Annotated in this window: 12 protein-coding genes; 2 read left to right on the top strand and 10 right to left on the bottom strand. The window is 43.3% G+C overall.

Going from position 1 to position 17,482, the window contains the following annotated elements:
- Positions 1 to 21 precede the first annotated feature (21 nt).
- Positions 22 to 477, bottom strand: a complete 456-nt coding sequence (gene matP / locus AB4329_RS10385; protein WP_010440786.1) for a macrodomain Ter protein MatP — start codon at positions 475 to 477, stop codon at positions 22 to 24.
- A gap of 189 nt (positions 478 to 666) precedes the next feature.
- On the opposite strand from matP, the gene AB4329_RS10380 reads away from it, so the two are divergent.
- Both AB4329_RS10380 and fabA read left to right on the top strand, forming a co-directional pair.
- Positions 667 to 2,319 carry an AAA family ATPase gene (locus AB4329_RS10380; protein ID WP_372138242.1) on the top strand — a complete coding sequence of 551 codons (1,653 nt, stop codon included), beginning with the start codon at positions 667 to 669 and terminating at the stop codon, positions 2,317 to 2,319.
- Positions 2,320 to 2,389: 70 nt separating this feature from the next.
- Positions 2,390 to 2,905 carry a bifunctional 3-hydroxydecanoyl-ACP dehydratase/trans-2-decenoyl-ACP isomerase gene (gene fabA, locus AB4329_RS10375; RefSeq protein WP_017059675.1) on the top strand — a complete coding sequence of 172 codons (516 nt, stop codon included), beginning with the start codon at positions 2,390 to 2,392 and terminating at the stop codon, positions 2,903 to 2,905.
- A 252-nt stretch (positions 2,906 to 3,157) separates the two neighbouring features.
- Here the strand turns inward: fabA and rmf are convergent, their stop codons facing one another.
- The 9 genes from rmf to AB4329_RS10330 all read right to left on the bottom strand — a co-directional run bounded on the left by rmf (position 3,158) and on the right by AB4329_RS10330 (position 17,435).
- Complete coding sequence (gene rmf / locus AB4329_RS10370) at positions 3,158 to 3,331, bottom strand: ribosome modulation factor (protein ID WP_017059676.1); 174 nt, start codon at positions 3,329 to 3,331, stop codon at positions 3,158 to 3,160.
- A gap of 161 nt (positions 3,332 to 3,492) precedes the next feature.
- Positions 3,493 to 5,232: a DUF3466 family protein gene (locus AB4329_RS10365; RefSeq protein ID WP_372138241.1), complete on the bottom strand. Its 1,740-nt coding sequence runs from the start codon at positions 5,230 to 5,232 to the stop codon at positions 3,493 to 3,495.
- A 9-nt stretch (positions 5,233 to 5,241) separates the two neighbouring features.
- Positions 5,242 to 7,158 carry an ABC transporter ATP-binding protein gene (locus AB4329_RS10360; protein WP_372138240.1) on the bottom strand — a complete coding sequence of 639 codons (1,917 nt, stop codon included), beginning with the start codon at positions 7,156 to 7,158 and terminating at the stop codon, positions 5,242 to 5,244.
- Entirely contained in the window at positions 7,136 to 7,396 is a 261-nt protein-coding gene (locus AB4329_RS10355) for a glutaredoxin family protein (protein WP_019823251.1), read from the bottom strand. Before AB4329_RS10355 ends, AB4329_RS10360 begins: the two co-directional genes overlap by 23 nt.
- A 25-nt stretch (positions 7,397 to 7,421) precedes the next feature.
- Positions 7,422 to 9,542 (bottom strand): bifunctional 23S rRNA (guanine(2069)-N(7))-methyltransferase RlmK/23S rRNA (guanine(2445)-N(2))-methyltransferase RlmL, encoded by a 2,121-nt coding sequence (gene rlmKL / locus AB4329_RS10350; protein WP_372138239.1) that lies wholly within the window; start codon positions 9,540 to 9,542, stop codon positions 7,422 to 7,424.
- A 508-nt stretch (positions 9,543 to 10,050) separates the two neighbouring features.
- Entirely contained in the window at positions 10,051 to 10,599 is a 549-nt protein-coding gene (locus AB4329_RS10345; RefSeq protein WP_055318434.1) for a cell division protein ZapC, read from the bottom strand.
- 206 nt (positions 10,600 to 10,805) lie between these two features.
- Complete coding sequence (pyrD, locus tag AB4329_RS10340) at positions 10,806 to 11,816, bottom strand: quinone-dependent dihydroorotate dehydrogenase (protein ID WP_017063847.1); 1,011 nt, start codon at positions 11,814 to 11,816, stop codon at positions 10,806 to 10,808.
- Positions 11,817 to 12,146: 330 nt separating this feature from the next.
- Complete coding sequence (locus tag AB4329_RS10335; RefSeq protein ID WP_017063846.1) at positions 12,147 to 16,988, bottom strand: NAD-glutamate dehydrogenase; 4,842 nt, start codon at positions 16,986 to 16,988, stop codon at positions 12,147 to 12,149.
- Positions 16,989 to 17,216: 228 nt separating this feature from the next.
- A complete protein-coding gene (locus AB4329_RS10330) occupies positions 17,217 to 17,435 on the bottom strand; it encodes a DUF2835 domain-containing protein (protein ID WP_004733645.1) in 219 nt (72 codons plus the stop codon).
- Positions 17,436 to 17,482: the final 47 nt, after the last annotated feature.

Below are 17,482 nucleotides of genomic sequence, written 5' to 3'. Positions count from 1 at the left end.
TGTCACCACTACTGTTGATGGTTATTTATCGTCAGAAAGGAGCTTGCTTAAGTCTTCTTTGAGGCTAGTCACCGTCTTGCTGGCCTGCTCACTACGAGACGCTTCGCTAACCAAATACTCGATGGCATCTGAGAGCGTACAACCTAGCTCGTTCGCACGTTGAGATAGCTTTTCCCATACACGGTAATCAAGGTCGATTGATTTCTTCTTTGTATGAACTTGTTCAGCATTGAAGTGGCGTTTTCGCTTAGCTCTGATCGCTTGTTTAAGCTTGTTATCGAGCTCAGGAGACATGTTGTTAGAGATCCACTCAAGAACACCCGTAGGCTGGTGTTCCAGCTTCAATAAGGCTTGAACAGCAACGTCAGCTTCACTTGAATCAATATGGCAAGTAATCGATTCACCTTCTTTCCACTTTTTGACCAGATAGTTCCATTTCCAACCACATTCCAAGTTTTCAAGTTGCTGATATTTCATGTCTAATCTCGAGAGTTAATCCTAGTGACAGCGTAACCCAGAATGGGTTGTTTCACAATTATTGTCTTGAAAGAATAGACCAAGATCATACTTATATTAGCTTAGTGATTAGTAACTACCACATAGAGCTACAAGCGAGATCGGTTTTTCTATATACTCCCTACCTCATTATCATAATCAGAAACTTAAATGACTCAAGTAGATTGGCGACATGTTACGCCTCAGTACGACGAATATAGCGCTCAATTAGAGCAATTCCCTGACATCTCGCCTTTCCCGTTTTCAGATATTCAACATAGATTCAAAGATGCGCTAACCCGCTTTGTTCGCTTGTCTAACCTTTCGCGCGTTTTACTGGTAAATGCTCCAGACAATTCGATCTATCGTCAAATGATTGTTGAATCTCTAGTCACTGCTTTAGATGATCACACTCTACCGGTTATAAAAACTGAGTCTTTAAATGCTGTCTCTCTGTTTGACCAAGTTCAGTCAAAAGACGGTAAGGTTATTGCGACAAAACCTGGCCTACTGGCTAGAGCAAACAACGGTTATCTGATCGTTTCAGCAAACCTGATCTTGGCAAACCCAGGAAGCTGGTTACTGCTTAAATCTGCGCTGCTTGGTGAAGCTGTAGAACCAATCAGCAGTAATCCAGAGCACTTGAACCAATCCCCGACTTTGCCTTTGACTTACAACATTAAGTTGATTGTTGTTGGAGACAGAGCTCAACTAGGTGACCTTGATTACCTGGACAGCGATATTCAAACCGGCTTTTGCCTATTTAGCGAAATTGAACAAGATATCAAGCTCTCTGAAGAGACTTTGACTCAATATCTTGGTTACCTTAAGTGGCTTCAACAACGCTATGAATTGCCAACCATCACGCAACAAGCGTTGACGGGCATTCTTACTGCCGGAGCAAGAGAAACGGAAGATCAAAGCTATATTCCATTATGCCCTATTTGGCACAATGCATTATTGAACGAAGCTCTGATTGAAGCCGACAATGGTGAGATTGATATTCACCATATCCAACAAGCTCAACAGCACAAATATAACCGCGAATCTTACCTACCAGAACGCGCCCTTGATGATATTCGAGATGGCCAAGTCATTATCGAAACCGAGGGCGAACAAGTTGGTCAAGTTAATGGTCTGACGGTTATCGATGTTCCAGGACACCCGATCTCTTATGGTGAACCTGCACGAATTTCCTGCGTTATTCACTTTGGTGATGGGGATATTGCCGACGTTGAGCGCAAAGCCGAGTTGGGTGGTAATCTTCATGCTAAAGGTATGATGATCATGCAAGCATTTGTGAGCAGCGCACTAAACCTTGAAGATCCGTTGCCATACGCTGCTTCTGTTGTGTTTGAGCAATCGTATTGCGAAGTAGACGGCGATAGTGCTTCTCTTGCTGAGCTTTGTTCTCTGGTGAGTGCTTTGTCTGAATACCCTATCAATCAACAAATTGCGGTTACAGGTGCAGTTGACCAATTTGGACGTGTGCAAGCTGTTGGCGGGCTAAACGAGAAAATCGAAGGCTTCTACCATGTGTGTAAGCACAACGGCTTAACAGGCGAACAAGGTGTGATCCTTCCAAGATCGAACTTAAGGCATCTTGCACTAAAGCCTGACCTTATTGAAAGCATTAAGAATGAAGAATTCCATATTTGGTCTGTGTCTAATGTAGACGAAGCAATTCCTCTCATTATGAACAAACCATTTAGAGACGATGAACAAGAAAGCGTTCTGAGTAAAATCGCGGAACGTATTGAAAACTTTGAAAGACATGAGCACCCTATTGGAATCGTTGGACGCATTAAAAACTGGTTTGTCTAGTACTGATCGGACTTGTTTAGCGTACACCTGTTCACTAATATGCACCTATCAAAAATCGGAGTAATTGATAATGCAAAACAAACGTGATTCTTACACTCGCGAAGAGCTTCTAGCATCAAGCCAAGGCGAACTATGGCCACAAGGCCCTCAACTACCAGCACCGAACATGCTAATGATGGATCGCATCACTAAGATGTCTGAAACTGAAGGTGATTACGGTAAAGGTTTAGTTCTTGCTGAGCTGGATATTACTCCTGACCTATGGTTCTTCGATTGTCACTTCCCAGGTGACCCTGTAATGCCTGGTTGTCTAGGCCTTGACGCAATGTGGCAGCTGGTTGGTTTCTACCTTGGTTGGGTTGGCGGCGAAGGTAAAGGTCGTGCTCTAGGGGTTGGCGAAGTGAAATTCACTGGTCAAATTCTGCCTACAGCGAAAAAAGTAACTTACGAGATCCACATGAAGCGTGTTGTTAACCGTCGTCTAGTTATGGGCCTTGCGGATGGTCGCGTACTTGTTGATGGTAAAGAGATCTACGTTGCTAAAGATTTGAAAGTTGGCCTTTTCCAAGATACGTCAGCATTCTAATCTAATAGTTAGATTTTTAGTAAAGCAGCCCATGGCTGCTTTATTTTCGTTCCAATAAATTTAGTTATAGTGCATTAAAGTATCCCGTATTAAGCTTGAAACAGGATAAATCCACCAGCGATACGCTTATGATAGCGAAACTAGAATGCTACATAGCTCTGGGAGTCTTTGTGTTGTTCTGAAACTAACAAGGCTCCAGCCGTTGTAATCAACAGACAATGGAGCCCTGACCTTGAATTCTTTACGCCCTATCTACTTATAGAGACCTGATTGCTTGTCATCTTTGGCGTCACGCCATCCACCTAACCAATAAGACCGAGAATCCATTTGGCTATATGGGCAAGCTTCTTGCGACCGTCCATTTAAACCAGCCTTGTAGCCTTGAGATTGTGCTCGTTCTAGTCGATCACGCTTTTGTCTCTTCATAGTGCAGTCCTCATACGGGTGTTCCATTTACTAACATACAATGATTACAACTTTACGGAGTTTTTGTGACTCCAACTTTAAGAATCGGTCAAATTTTCACTTTTCTCAAGGCGAAAAAAAGCCCGAGTTCAGAATTGTGAACTCGGGCTCAGGAGATAAAATTATTTAAATTTTCTGCGGAACCCTAATAGACCAAGCACAGTCAAAGTTAACCAACCTAGGCTACCACCTTGGCGCTCAACTTTCTCGGTGTCGGTGCTACGAGTTACTACGCTATCAATGTCAGAGCCAGTGTCATACCTTGCTCCCTTGATTGGGATAAGCTTAACAGCTACAACCTTTTCGACTGCGTTAGATGAGGCACCACCACAGTATGAGTTGTGTGATGTTGTGTCATAAGGCTTATCATTACCGTCGACTGTACATTTGATAGCCGTTGCTGAAATCACGCCAGCATCATTGATATCCGTCGCATCAATGATTCTAAATTGGTTATTGTGACTAGACGCATCACCATCATTTGTTAAGTCATCTAACCACCATGCTTTACCACCAAAAATATCAACACGGCGTTCATCAGTTGAAGACGGGAGATCGTAAGGGTAAATAAAGCCTCTGTGTCTTCTTTCGCTGCCATCGACTTCACGCGTCGTTTCCGCATCGATCTGGCCAACAAGTTCATTGTAATTATTTACCGCTTTAGCTTCACCGCTTGAGCCACTGAAGAAGATACCGCCAGACAAATACGTTGCTGTTGGGTTTTTAGCATCCGTTACAATAAAAGGCTTATTACCGGCACTACCATTTTCAGGAACATAACCGTTACGTTTTGAATATCCAACTGCAAACAAGTTGTCGTTAATATCGGTTGCTACTGAGTTACTGTATCTAGCATCATCGTTAGATGAACCAGACTTAACCTCTGCACCGCTAATTTGTGTAGTTGTCCACGTTGCCGTAGCGAGATCGAGTGAAGTACTCACAAAGACACTTGCATTCATATCTTGTAGATCGCCGTTTCCATCAGCAGTATTATAGCCTACACCATAAAAAAGAGAGTCCGATTCAACAATTGAACGCATGCTGCCTTGGGCAAAATAATCGCCCTGTTTAGCGTTACCAGATCTAATCCAGTCGATCTCTTTCGTTATTGTGCCATCCCAAATAGCCGCCTTTGAACTAAACGTTGTATCTGACGTATCCGTTTTAGCTCCTTCCGTAGATACACTACCTACATTGTAAACTTTGTCGTTACTTGCTTTGATAGCGTGCCATGCACGAGTTTCCGAAGTGCCTGTTGGCCCATTTGGTGTAGTTGTGAACATCGCGTTATTACGAATACCACCTTCAGATTTAACCCCCAAAGGCTCAACTTCATCGGCATCGTTTATATAAAGCGAGTTAATTACCGTATTGCGGCTATCAAAGGTTTCGCCACCTTCAACAAAGGCTTTCGCATTGACATGAGTAAGGTCGTTTCTTTCCTTATTCCAAGTATCATTCCAACGATTTTGAGCCCAGCTTTCACATGTAGAATATCTTAGCTCTCGATAGCAGTAGTTTTCAAAATCATCAAACTCTTGAATATATTGAAACGGAGCGTCCATCGCGAATGGTACTTCTTCACGATAGCTAACAGCTTCAACAGTATCGCGTGTTTCGCCGGCGAGTTTAAATGAGCTGTCACCACAATTTTCCGCATTTGACGCAAAACACCCTTTCGCAAGTACTACACCACCAGCATCCTTTGCAACACCAGGCTGAATCGCGACACCAAATATCTCTGACGCACCAGTAATTGAAGGCGTTACTTCAACTACCTTGTAAAGCGCAGCGTTGGCATTAGTTGCAGCCAAAACTAGGGCTGCAACAGTTGTTAATTTGAATTTAGTACAAGTCATTATTACTTCTTAACTTTCCTGTTGTAGTGCCTCGAGCTCTTCCCAGCGCTCAAAAGCAACTTCAAGCTCCTGCTCTGCTGCAGATAGCTTATCTAATACTGGTTGTGTCTGCTCTACAGATTTTGAAAAGAAGCTTGGATCGTTGACTTCTTCCTGAAGAGTTTCAATTTGAGTTTCCAATTCTTCCAAACGCATTGGTAGCGCTTCTAGTTCTCGTTGTAGCTTATACGATAACTTCTTAGGTTTAGCCTTAACTGGCGCAGTTTTGGGAGTTTCCTCAACTACTTTCTCAGGCTTTGATGGCTTTTCAACCTGTCGGTACTCTAATGCTTGCTTTCTTTGCTGCTGAGCATCGTGGTAACCACCAACAAATTCTTCAATAACGCCATTACCCTCAAAGATCCAACTTGTCATCACTGTGTTATCAACAAACTGACGATCGTGACTCACTAAAAGCAGCGTACCCTGATAGTTGGCAAGCAAATCTTCTAAAAGTTCCAAAGTTTCGATATCTAGATCGTTGGTTGGCTCATCGAGAATCAACAAGTTGTTCGACTTAAGGAAAATACGCGCCAATAACAGACGGTTTTTCTCACCACCAGATAGTGCTTTAACAGGAGTGCGAGCACGTTTTGGAGAGAATAAGAAATCTTGTAAGTAGCTTAGAGCATGACGCTCACGGCCACCTACGGTCACTTCTTGCTTACCATCCGCGAGGTTATCAATTACAGACTTCTCAGGGTCTAGAATTTCGCGGTATTGGTCAAAGTAAGCGACTTCAAGCTTAGTACCACAATGCAAACGACCTGAATCAGGCTTAAGCTGGTCAAGAAGCAGCTTAAGTACCGTACTCTTACCACAACCGTTAGGACCAATCAGAGCGATACGATCGCCACGCATGATGTTGAAGCTGAAGTCCTTAACAATTTCTTTGCCTTCAAAGCCAAAGTTAATGTTTTCAGCTTCAAATACAATCTTGCCTGAACGCTGGCCATCGTCGATTTGGATAACGGCTTTGCCCTGCACTTCTCGACGGTTTAAACGCTCTTCACGTAGCTTCTTAAGCGCACGCACACGGCCTTCGTTACGAGTACGACGAGCTTTAATGCCTTGACGAATCCAAACTTCCTCTTGAGCAAGCTTCTTATCGAATTCAGCGTTTTGCATTTCTTCTACACGAAGCGCTTCTTCTTTCTCAACAAGATAGTTTTCGTAATCACCCGGGAAAGAGCTCAATTTACCGCGATCAAGATCGACAATACGTGTTGCCATCGATTTAATGAACGCACGGTCATGCGAGATAAAGATGATTGAACCGCGGAAGTCTTTCAGGAAGCCCTCTAACCATTCAATGGTTGCAACATCCAAGTGGTTAGTCGGTTCGTCGAGTAGAAGCACGTCAGGGTCACATACAAGCGCACGAGCAAGTGCCGCTTTACGTTGCCAACCACCAGACAAATCTGTCAGTTTGGTTTCAGCAGTCAGCTTAAGTGCTGCCAATACGTTACTTACACGATCTTCAAAACGCCATGCATTAGCATGATCCAGTTGTTCTTGAACGCGAGTAAGGCGGTTTAGATTCTTTTCACTTGGGTCTATCGCGATGAGATCCAGAAGATCATGATAGATCTTCAGCTGTTCGCCGATTTCAGCAAGGCCACCAGCAACATAGTCATAAACTGTACCTTGTTCATTACGCGGTGGATCTTGTTCTAGACGAGACACAACCACATCTTGCGTGATTTGCATCTTACCGTCGTCCATGATGATGTTTCCAGATAGGATTTTCATCAATGTCGACTTACCAGCGCCATTGCGCCCTACTAAACATACACGTTCGTTTTCTTGCAGCACGAAGTCCGCACGATCTAATAATGGGTGATCGCCAAACGCTAATTGCCCATTATGAATTGTAAGTAATGCCATTCTTCTTTAACCAATCATTAAGTTCTAACAAGCCAAATGGCCAGTTAAGCTCTGAGCTTTGAGAAAGGTCAGAGCTTTCAAATTTGAGCACCGGAATAGTGACCCCGTAACGGGAAAAGAGCTCATCATCAAATGCAATGTCAACAACGTTGACGTGATGGCTAATGTTTAACTGTTCCGTGAGTTGGAATGCCATCTCACATAGATGGCACCCTTCTGTACTGTAGAGAGTCAGCACTATATATCCTTATACGATCTCTTAACTACTTATGTGTAATCAACCAGCAGTTATGAATGTGCTTATTGCGAGAGAAGTCCAATGGAAGTGTCTTCGCTGAGATATTCTGAGCCTTAAGACCTAACTCATCTAGAGCTTCCAAGTCCATTTTGAAGTGACGCTTGTTGTTAGAGAACACAATCGTGCCTTCTTCACGAAGAAGACGTTTAAGGTTTTCCATCAGCTGAATGTGATCACGTTGAACATCGAAAGATTGATCCATACGCTTTGAGTTAGAGAACGTAGGTGGATCGATAAAGATCAGATCATAAGAACCCTGCTCTTTAGCTAGCCATTGTAGACAGTCAGCTTGAACAAACTGATGTTGACGACCAACACGACCGTTAAGCTCCATGTTCTCTTTCGCCCACTCTAGGTAGGTATTAGACATATCAACAGTAGTTGTAGAACGAGCACCACCCACAGCAGCATGAACAGATGCACTTCCTGTATAAGCAAACAAGTTTAGGAAATCCTTACCTGCGGCCATCTCACCGATACGACGACGAGTGATCTTATGATCTAGGAACAAACCGGTATCTAGGTAATCATGAAGATTAACAATCAGCTTAACGCCATACTCGTTCACTTCTAAGTTCGATGAGTCTTGAGCCAATTTCTGGTATTGAGAACGGCCTTTCTGTTTCTGACGAACTTTAAGCACAACGTTGTTTGCTTCTACGCCTGTTACTTGAATAGAAGCACGGATGATATCGGTTAAGCGACGTTTAGCCTTCTCTTCCGGTACATCTTTAGGCGCTGCGTATTCTTGAATCACAAGATGACCTGGGTATACATCAATCGCTACATTGTATTCTGGTAAGTCCGCATCGTAGATACGGTAACAATCTAATTGCTCTTTCTTAGCCCACTTGCCAATTTTACCGATGTTCTTTTTAAGACGGTTTGCGAAGTCAGGAGCAATTAACTGTTCTTGCTCGCCCGTTGGACGTTCTGACATCGGACGATCTGAAATTGAGTAGTTCTTTTGGTGACACGGTAACGCACCGTTATTCAATTTGAACTGTTTGTCTGCACGCATGCGTAAGCAGCTCAGTAGTTCGTCTGAACTAGAGAAGATAGACGCGTTACAACCGCCAAATTCAGCTTTAAGCTGCGCGCCAAATGCTGTGTAAAGAGCAATAAGACCCGGCTCTGTACCTAAACGCTCACCATAAGGTGGGTTAGAAACAATCACACCATCAGTAAACTCGGTAGGACGCTTAAGTTTTGCAGCATCACCTACTTCGAATTCAATCAACTCTTCAACACCAGCACGACGAGCATTGTCACGCGCTGTTTTGATCATGCGTTCGTCATTGTCATAGCCATAGAACTTACATTCTACTTTCTTAACGCCACGACGGCCTTGGACGTTCGCTTCTGCTTTAACTTCAGCCCAAAGCTCAGGCTCGAAATCTTCTAGTGATTCAAAACACCACTTCTGACGTTTAACACCCGGTGCTAGGTTTGCAGCCATCATTGCAGCTTCAATCACTAACGTACCTGAACCACACATAGGATCTAAGAAAGGTTTCGTTGCATCCCAACCACTACGAAGAAGGATTGCAGCAGCTAGTGTTTCACGCAGCGGAGCACGACCTGATTCTGGACGGTAGCCACGTTGGTGAAGACCGCTACCCACCATATCAACACCAAGAATCGCTTTATCACGGTGTAGACGAACGTGAATACGAACATCTGGGTTCTCTTTGCTGATAGAAGGACGAGGCAAAGACTTCTTCTCGAAGCAATCAACAACCGCATCTTTTACTTTCATCGCACCGTATTGGCTATTACGGATTTCGTTGTTCGTACCATTGAAGTCAACAACAAAACGCTTAGAGCTATGGAATTGATTTACCCAGTTAACCGCAGTGGTTGATAGGTACAAATCCATGTCGTCCATACAAGTGAATTCAGAAAGGACACGTACAAATCGAGAAGCCAAACGGCTCCACAAACAACAACGATAAATTTGCTCATTGGTCGCTTTGAATTTAACACCTGCTTGAACAGGTTTTGCGTTTGTAATCCCTAGTTGGGTTAGTTCTTCAACTAATAAATTCTCAAGGCCGTTTGAGGTAACCGCTAGATATTGATTCATAGTGTTCTTTTATTGATAAAAATGAGCTCGATTATACCTGAATTTGTAACTAGAGCATCACACTAAACGCGTCTTTTCATTGAATCTTTCGACTAACTGGCTAGCAAATGCACAGTCTTGAAGCGATCGCTTACCCACATCCCCTTAGAACACAAGACCTATCGAACCAACTCCATTTCTGACCATTTGTTAACCAAAACAGCAATGTGAATTTATATTCACCTTTAAATTGGTATATACCAAAGGAGATTTATGGGTGAAATTTAGCTACAAAAGACCAAAAACAGGGAATAAAGATGGACAAATTACACTTCTAGCGATGAAAACAGGCTGAAATTAAGGCGAAAAAATAGTCGTAAGTTCACTATTTAAATGGTTAAGCAGTGATGTATTTATCAGGATGAGGTTTTTTAGGCACAAAAAAATCGGCTAATGAGCCGATTTTGGGGAAGATTTGACAGGTTGATGCGTTGCGATGTGTTTGAGAAATGATGGACTAGATTGAAGGCTAACCGACCATCGCAATGTGCGTTTGATGAAGAATAGCGTTCGCGTCTACCATTCTATCGTGCATGACCTTAATCGAGTCGCCAAAGCGTAACCCTTTTGAAGGTGTAAGCAGAAACTCTTCTAGGTCGACAAATGCACATAGGCTCGCACACTCTCCCACTTCTAATACAATGAAATACCCTAAGCTATGCTCGTTATTCATTTGTACGATATCCCCTTCTTGAGGGTATTCGTGGCCAGCGCCCTGTGAGTCGAAGAACCAACTCTTAGGCTGTACAGGCTTGTGGAAGCGCTTTGCTGCCACGCAATAAAGCGCGAGTTCAGCTTGGCGAGGCTCAGACAGTTCTAAGCCAGAAATTTGTTCTTTGAAGGTTTGGTATGAAGATGCGTCATCAACGGTGAATTCATTATCTCTAAACGCGCAGTCCACCAGCTTATTTCGGACCAGATTCGTTTTGAAAATCATATCCTCTCCGAGGTTTAGCATTAATGAACATTGCTGCTCATCGTAATACCAACTCCATGTATCGCTAGGTTTAAGCATCATTTCGTCTCACACTGTTGAACCATTCCATTAGGTAAAACGCAAAATTACCTTCAATTACAGTAATTTTACTGAGCAATAGGCAAAAAAAAAGAGGAAATGAATTCCTCTTTCTTATCGCTTTTCTCTACAACTCAGTGAGTTACAGTGTCTCTTTTAGTAAGACGATGCCAGATTGTCGCTTTTCAAAAATAAAAGCAATTTTCAGCTTATAGATTTTTAACGATGTCGCCAACTAGGCCTGGGCCTTTGTAGATGAAACCAGAGTAAACCTGTACAAGCTTCGCGCCCGCCATCATTTTCTCTTTTGCAGCAACATACGAGTCAACACCACCTACTCCAATGATCGGCAGTTTGTCACCCAGCTCTTCGTGAAGTTTACGAACTACTTCAGTACTACGAGATTGAACAGGACGTCCACTTAGGCCACCCGCTTCATCACAATGTTTCATACCTTCAACGATTGAACGATCCAATGTTGTGTTTGTTGCGATCACACCATCGATCTTATTTTTGATCAATGATTCACAAATTTGGCGAATTTCGTCGTCGCTTAGATCCGGAGCAATCTTAAGAGCAAGAGGAACATATTTACCATGCTTCTCTTCCAGTTCAGATTGTTTCGTTTTAAGTTCAGACAATAGATCGTCTAGAGCTTCGCCGTATTGTAGAGAACGAAGTCCTGGAGTGTTTGGTGAAGAGATGTTCACAGCAATGTAACCAGCGTATTGATATACCTTCTCCATACAGATCAAGTAATCTTCAGCGCCCTTTTCAATTGGTGTGTCTTTATTCTTACCAATGTTAATGCCTAAGATGCCATCGTAGTTCGACTTCTTAACATTCTCAACAAGGTTGTCGACGCCTAGGTTGTTAAAACCCATGCGGTTGATGATACCTTCAGCTTCAACAAGACGGAATAAACGAGGTTTGTCGTTACCCGCTTGCGGACGCGGAGTCACTGTTCCTACTTCTACGAAACCAAAACCCATTGCGCCAAATGCATCAATACATTCGCCGTTTTTATCTAGGCCAGCAGCAAGGCCAACTGGGTTTTTAAAAGTAAGACCCATGCACTCTACAGGTCGGTGAGGTAATTGTTGGCGATACAAAAGATCAATAGGTGTGCCTGTGAAGCGCTTGAAATTTTGAATTGCAAGATCATGTGCCTTTTCGGCATCAAGTTGGAAAAAGCCAGTTCTGGCTAGACGGTAAAGCATTGTGCCTCCGATAGAAAAAAGCCCCGTGTAAACGGGGCGCTATTATTTACTTATTTACCCAACTATTCAATCTATTACTGTCTGTAAGGGTAAGATAATCAAGTTTGCTAACGAATGAGGTTCATTATTAAGCAAACGTTATCGTTTCTTCAAGTTATTAAGCCATTTCTAATCTCAACCTTAGTACAGCCATCAGGTCACTTAACAACAAACAACGTTTGCGTCGAAGTTTGTTCTTCAAAAGTCGTTAGGCCTATTGTTTCCACTTTACCGAAACGAAAAAGGCAGACCTTTTGGCCTGCCCTTATACTTTTTCGTCTTATCTAGTAACTAGTCTTTTGACATGCAGTTTAGATTCAACAGCATCAATTCACGCAGTGCTACTGAGAACTTAGCAAACTCATGAACAGAACCTACTTTGAATTCGTTTAGGATGCTTTCCCAACGATGTAGAGAAACAGAGTTACTTTCCATCCAGTCATCAAGCGCTTTAATCACATCGATATCTGAAGCACAACCACAGTTAAGTACTTGACCAGTTAACTGGCGTTGCTGCCAATCCAGATCTTCTCTGAATGCTGCACGCGCCAGTGCTTGCCAGTTGTTGTCTATAGCTTGGCCATTGATTTGCTTCAAGAACCAGTGCAGTGACAAACGGTCGCCTAAGTTGAAGTAAAGCTTAGACGCTTGCTGTACTGTTTTACCTGTTTCACGAGCCACTGTAGATATATCCAGTGCTGAGTACAGGCTAGACAAACGAGCCACTGAATTAGCCAGCTCAGCGTTTACACCTTGGTCAATCCATACTTGAGCCATTGCTTGATGCTCTTCTACTTCTGAAGCCACTAGGTTTTCATCCAGCTTCTCAGTAATTGCGACGACATCACCTTGGTAAAGCTCAATCAATGCATTCACTGACTGTTTACCGGTACGGTTTCTTAGCAACCAGCGTGCTAGACGACGAAGCGTACGACGTACATGGTAAAGCAATTCGTATTGAGCTTCAGAACTTGAGATGTTGTCCAGTTCACGGATGCTCTTCAATACCTTACCCAGGCCGTAGATTTCACGTGATGCCGCGTAAGCATTCGCAATATCAACAATGTTCGCGCCCGTCTCTTCTTGCAAGCGAGTCACGAAGTTACAGCCCATCTCGTTAACCATTTGGTTAGCAAGCGCAGTCGCAATGATCTCTGCACGAAGTGGATGGTTATCCATGTGCTGAGAGTAGTTACGGCGTAACTCTGTTGGGAAGTATTGCATCAGTTGTTGAGCATGGAACTCATCATTCGCAATGTCATCACTCACAAGATCTTCTTTTAGAACCATTTTACCGTAAGCGATCAATACTGATAGCTCTGGTCTTGTTAGTGCTTGGCCCTGCTTCTCACGTTCTAGCAGCGTTTCGTCATCTGGGATGTATTCCAAACCACGGTCTAAGTACCCGGCTTTTTCCATTGTGTGGATAAAGCGGATTTGCTCTTTCACTAAGCCTACACCTTGATGCTCAGTAACAGAGATAGACTCAGCTTGGCAGTAAGCGTCGTCTAGTACGATTTCACCTACTTCATCTTCCATAGATTCAAGAACTTGGTTACGTTGCTTAACGGTAAGATCACCATTAGACACCAAGCCATTCAAGAAGATCTTAATGTTAACTTCGTTATCCGAGCAATCTACACCACCAACGTTATCGACAAAGTCAGTATTAACTCGACCGCCCGTTAGAGCGTATTCAATACGACCCAATTGAGTCATACCCAAGTTACCGCCTTCACCAACAACCTTAGCTTTCAGGTCACGGCCATCGATACGTAGCACGTCATTTGCACGGTCACCCACATCGGTATGAGTCTCACTAGAAGACTTAACGTAAGTACCAATACCGCCGTTCCAAAGTAGATCAACTTTCATAGACAAGATCGCTTTGATCAAGTCGTTTGGTGCCATTGATGCTTTCTTGGTACCCAGCATTTTCTGAATTTCAGGTGTCAAAGAGATAGACTTCGCTCGGCGAGAGAAGATGCCACCACCTTGAGAAATCAGGTCTTTATTGTAATCTTCCCAACTTGAACGAGGCAGATTAAACAGACGGTCACGCTCTACCCAGCTTGATGCTGATTCTGGATTCGGGTCAATGAAGATGTGCATGTGGTTAAACGCAGCTTGCAAGCGAATGTGCTTAGATAGCAGCATACCGTTACCAAATACGTCACCCGCCATATCACCCACACCAATGGCAGTGAAGTCTGTGCTTTGACAGTTAATACCCATTTCGCGGAAGTGACGTTTAACCGATTCCCAGCCACCTTTCGCCGTGATACCCATGGCTTTGTGGTCGTAACCGTTAGAGCCACCCGATGCAAACGCATCACCTAGCCAGAAGTTGTACTCTTCAGCTACTGAGTTCGCTAGATCTGAGAATGTCGCGGTGCCTTTATCGGCTGCAACAACCAAGTATGGGTCATCTTCATCGTGACGAACAACGCTCTTAGGTGGGATAACCTCACCTTCAATGATGTTGTCTGAAACGTCTAGCAATGCACGGATGAAGCGCTTGTAACAACGTTGACCTTCAGCAAAGATCTCGTCTCGGCCAGACATCATGTGTTGACGCTTACAAACGAAACCACCTTTAGCACCAACCGGTACGATAACCGTGTTCTTAACTTGTTGCGCTTTAACTAGGCCTAGAATCTCAGTACGGAAGTCCTCTTGACGGTCTGACCAACGTAAACCACCGCGTGCTACTTTACCGCCACGTAAATGCACACCTTCAATGTCTGGTGCGTAAACGAAGATCTCAAACGCAGGAACCGGCGCAGGGATATCTGGAATCTCGCTTGGTCTCATTTTCAGAGCCAACCAAGGTTTAGACTGCTTATTCTCGTCTACTTGGTAGTAGTTAGTACGAAGCGTTGCAGTGATCATTTCCATGTAGCGACGAATGATACGATCATCATCCAAGCTTTCTACATGATCCAACTGTTCAGTGATCTTCTTAATAAGATCTTGTTGGCCTTTCACGCTGCCCTTCAGTTTAGGATCGAAACGCTTGCCGAATAAGCTCACTAGCCCTTTTGCTAACTCTGGGTAATGAGACAATGTGTCTTCAATGTATTGTTGGCTGAATGGGAAACCCACTTGACGCATGTAACGAGCATAAGCACGTAAAATTGAGATTTCACGGCCAGAAAGACCAGCGCCAAGTACCAAACGGTTGAAACCATCGCTGTCTAACTCACCCGCCCAAATTGCTGCGAACGCTTGTTGGAAAAGATCGCGCGCTTCGCGAAGATCGATAGTCTTATCGCTCTTGTGCAACATCGAGAAATCAAGGATCCAATAGGTCACACCATTAGTTTTACGCACTTCATAAGGTGATTCACCAATAACGCGTAGGCCAAAGTTTTCAAGCATTGGCATAACATCAGAAAGGTGAATTGGCTCATCGCTGTGGTAGAACAACTTCAAACGAACGGCTTTTGAATCTGCCGCTTCTTCTTGAGGACGGTAGAAAAGCATACCCAATTTGTTGTCTTCACTTAGTGCTTCTAAACGTTCAATATCCGCAACTGCAGAACCTGGCATCATGTCTTCTTTGTACGAACGTGGGAATGCACGCATGTACTCTTTCGACAATGGAAGACCTTTGCTTTCACCGAAGTTTGCAATGATAGATTCAGACAGACGGTCATCCCACGTAGACGATACTTCCATTAAATTTTGCTCAATTGTTTTCACGTCCACATCCATGTTGTTGTTATCAACACGAACAATATAGTGCGTTCTTGCTAGCGGGCTTTCAGAGAAGTACGTTGTAAATTCAACCTCTTCTTCACAACCAAAGTACTGTTTCAAGATGCGCTGTGTTTGGCGACGAAGCTCAGTGTTGTAACGATCTTTTGTTACGTAAACCATGCAGCTAAAGAAACGACCAAACGGGTCTTTGCGAACAAACAAACGCAGGAGATCGCGATCTTGCATTTGTACTACGCCCGTACCAACTTCTAATAACTCTTCTTCTCGAGCTTGCAGCAGTTCATCACGTGGGTAGTTTTCAAGAATGTTGTGCAGCGCTTTGTAAGAGTATGAACCTTCACGGTAACCACTCGCATCCAAAATACGTTCTACTTTCTCGCGAACAAGAGGAATCGTTTCAACGGTTTGGTTATAAACGGCAGATGTGTAAAGACCAGTAAAGCGGTGCTCACCAATGACCTTACCGTTCTTATCGAACTTCTTAATACCAATGTAATCGTTGTAAGCTGGGCGGTGAATGCGTGAAGCCGTGTTGCCCTTGGTTACGATAAGCACATAAGGCTTTTTCGCTTCAAGACGTGCCGAATCAGAAAACTCAGATAGCTTAACGTTACGTACACGATCTGAGTTCGCAAACAAACCAAGACCTTGCTCCTTGGTCGGTTGCAGTTCAGTGTCGCCGTTAACTGAAACTAGGTCATATTCCTTATAACCCATGAATGTAAAGTTGTGTTCACCTAACCAACGAAGAAACGCCAACGTTTCATCAAAACGTTGGCCATCTACAGGAATGCTCTCTTTCTGCTTTTCTACTTGATTGGTTACTTCTTCAAGTCGTTCTACCATCTTCAACCAATCGTTCACAACTAAGCTAGTATCGGTAAAGATATCCAGTAGCTCCGTTTTAAGAGCTGTCATTTCAGCTTTACTGCTAAGACGGTCAACCTCAATATGGAAAAGCGATTGGAATGCACCTTCGTTATTGCTTACACCGACAACACTGCCCTTATCTGAGCGAGAGATTTGTGTTGGGTTATGAAGCATAAGGTGAGAAGAAAGGTCTAGGCGAGTAAGTGCCATTTTTACGGAATCAACAAGGAATGGGCTGTCTGGAACGACTATCTCAACGATAGTATGAGTAGACTGCCAACCTTGACGACTTACCGTCGGGTTGAAAACGCGTACAGAGATTTCGTCGGCTTTCTTTTCATTGATGTGATGCCATAAGCTAACTACAGCACCGTATAAATCGGATTCGTTTCTCTGAGTCAGATCGTCGTGAGAAACGTTACTAAACAAGTGTTGAGCAAGTTGAGTTACGAGAGGTCGATGAGCAAGGTCAAGTTTGTCTTGAATCAGCTTGTAAACTTTTTCAAGTAAAACTGGAACCACAGTTTCACGTGCGGTCATAGTCACACTCCACAATTAGAATTATATTTTATTATTAGGGGGATCACTTAATCTGGTGTTTGAAACGTGCCGTTGAGCTCTTTTCTACTAACGAGTTAAGCAAAGGTAATGCATTCATTTATTGTAAAAGCATTATTGAAAAATAGTTAATTGTTTTGGAGGTAGTAAGAGGTGAAATGTTTGATTATGTGATTAAGATTCCTTTTAACTCACTAGGCACGCCAAGGTTTACAGAGCTTCTAACTTAATAAACTTATTTTTTTGGTCAGTTGTCAGCCTAAACTGCCCTCTAACCCCTATTTGTGTAAGAAATGGTCTGAACCGAGTTGCAGGTAACTGTAAGCGTAAACCTGTTGTTGTTATCACTTGAACTTTACTTGCGGCGCCAGAATAGCTGGCCAAAAACTGCTGATATGAGATGTTAAGTTGGAAAATATAGCGATTCATACGATACCTGTATAAATATACAGTGCCAGTGTTTTTTGGCACTTTTA

Origin of the sequence: Vibrio sp. 10N.261.54.A5 (assembly GCF_041471145.1) — a bacterium.
Lineage (GTDB): Bacteria > Pseudomonadota > Gammaproteobacteria > Enterobacterales > Vibrionaceae > Vibrio > Vibrio crassostreae_C.
The sequence above is the reverse complement of the archived record's forward strand: the minus strand, read 5'-3'. Positions and strand labels throughout refer to the sequence as shown.

What these genes read in the sequence shown, in the direction of transcription:
- AB4329_RS10335 (WP_017063846.1), bottom strand. Translation starts at nt 16,988, where the DNA reads ATGACCGCACGTGAAACTGTGGTTCCAGTTTTACTTGAAAAAGTTTAC.
- AB4329_RS10345 (WP_055318434.1), bottom strand. Translation starts at nt 10,599, where the DNA reads ATGATGCTTAAACCTAGCGATACATGGAGTTGGTATTACGATGAGCAG.
- AB4329_RS10380 (WP_372138242.1), top strand. Translation starts at nt 667, where the DNA reads ATGACTCAAGTAGATTGGCGACATGTTACGCCTCAGTACGACGAATAT.
- rmf (WP_017059676.1), bottom strand. Translation starts at nt 3,331, where the DNA reads ATGAAGAGACAAAAGCGTGATCGACTAGAACGAGCACAATCTCAAGGC.
- AB4329_RS10360 (WP_372138240.1), bottom strand. Translation starts at nt 7,158, where the DNA reads ATGGCATTACTTACAATTCATAATGGGCAATTAGCGTTTGGCGATCAC.
- pyrD (WP_017063847.1), bottom strand. Translation starts at nt 11,816, where the DNA reads ATGCTTTACCGTCTAGCCAGAACTGGCTTTTTCCAACTTGATGCCGAA.
- AB4329_RS10330 (WP_004733645.1), bottom strand. Translation starts at nt 17,435, where the DNA reads ATGAATCGCTATATTTTCCAACTTAACATCTCATATCAGCAGTTTTTG.
- AB4329_RS10365 (WP_372138241.1), bottom strand. Translation starts at nt 5,232, where the DNA reads ATGACTTGTACTAAATTCAAATTAACAACTGTTGCAGCCCTAGTTTTG.
- rlmKL (WP_372138239.1), bottom strand. Translation starts at nt 9,542, where the DNA reads ATGAATCAATATCTAGCGGTTACCTCAAACGGCCTTGAGAATTTATTA.
- fabA (WP_017059675.1), top strand. Translation starts at nt 2,390, where the DNA reads ATGCAAAACAAACGTGATTCTTACACTCGCGAAGAGCTTCTAGCATCA.
- matP (WP_010440786.1), bottom strand. Translation starts at nt 477, where the DNA reads ATGAAATATCAGCAACTTGAAAACTTGGAATGTGGTTGGAAATGGAAC.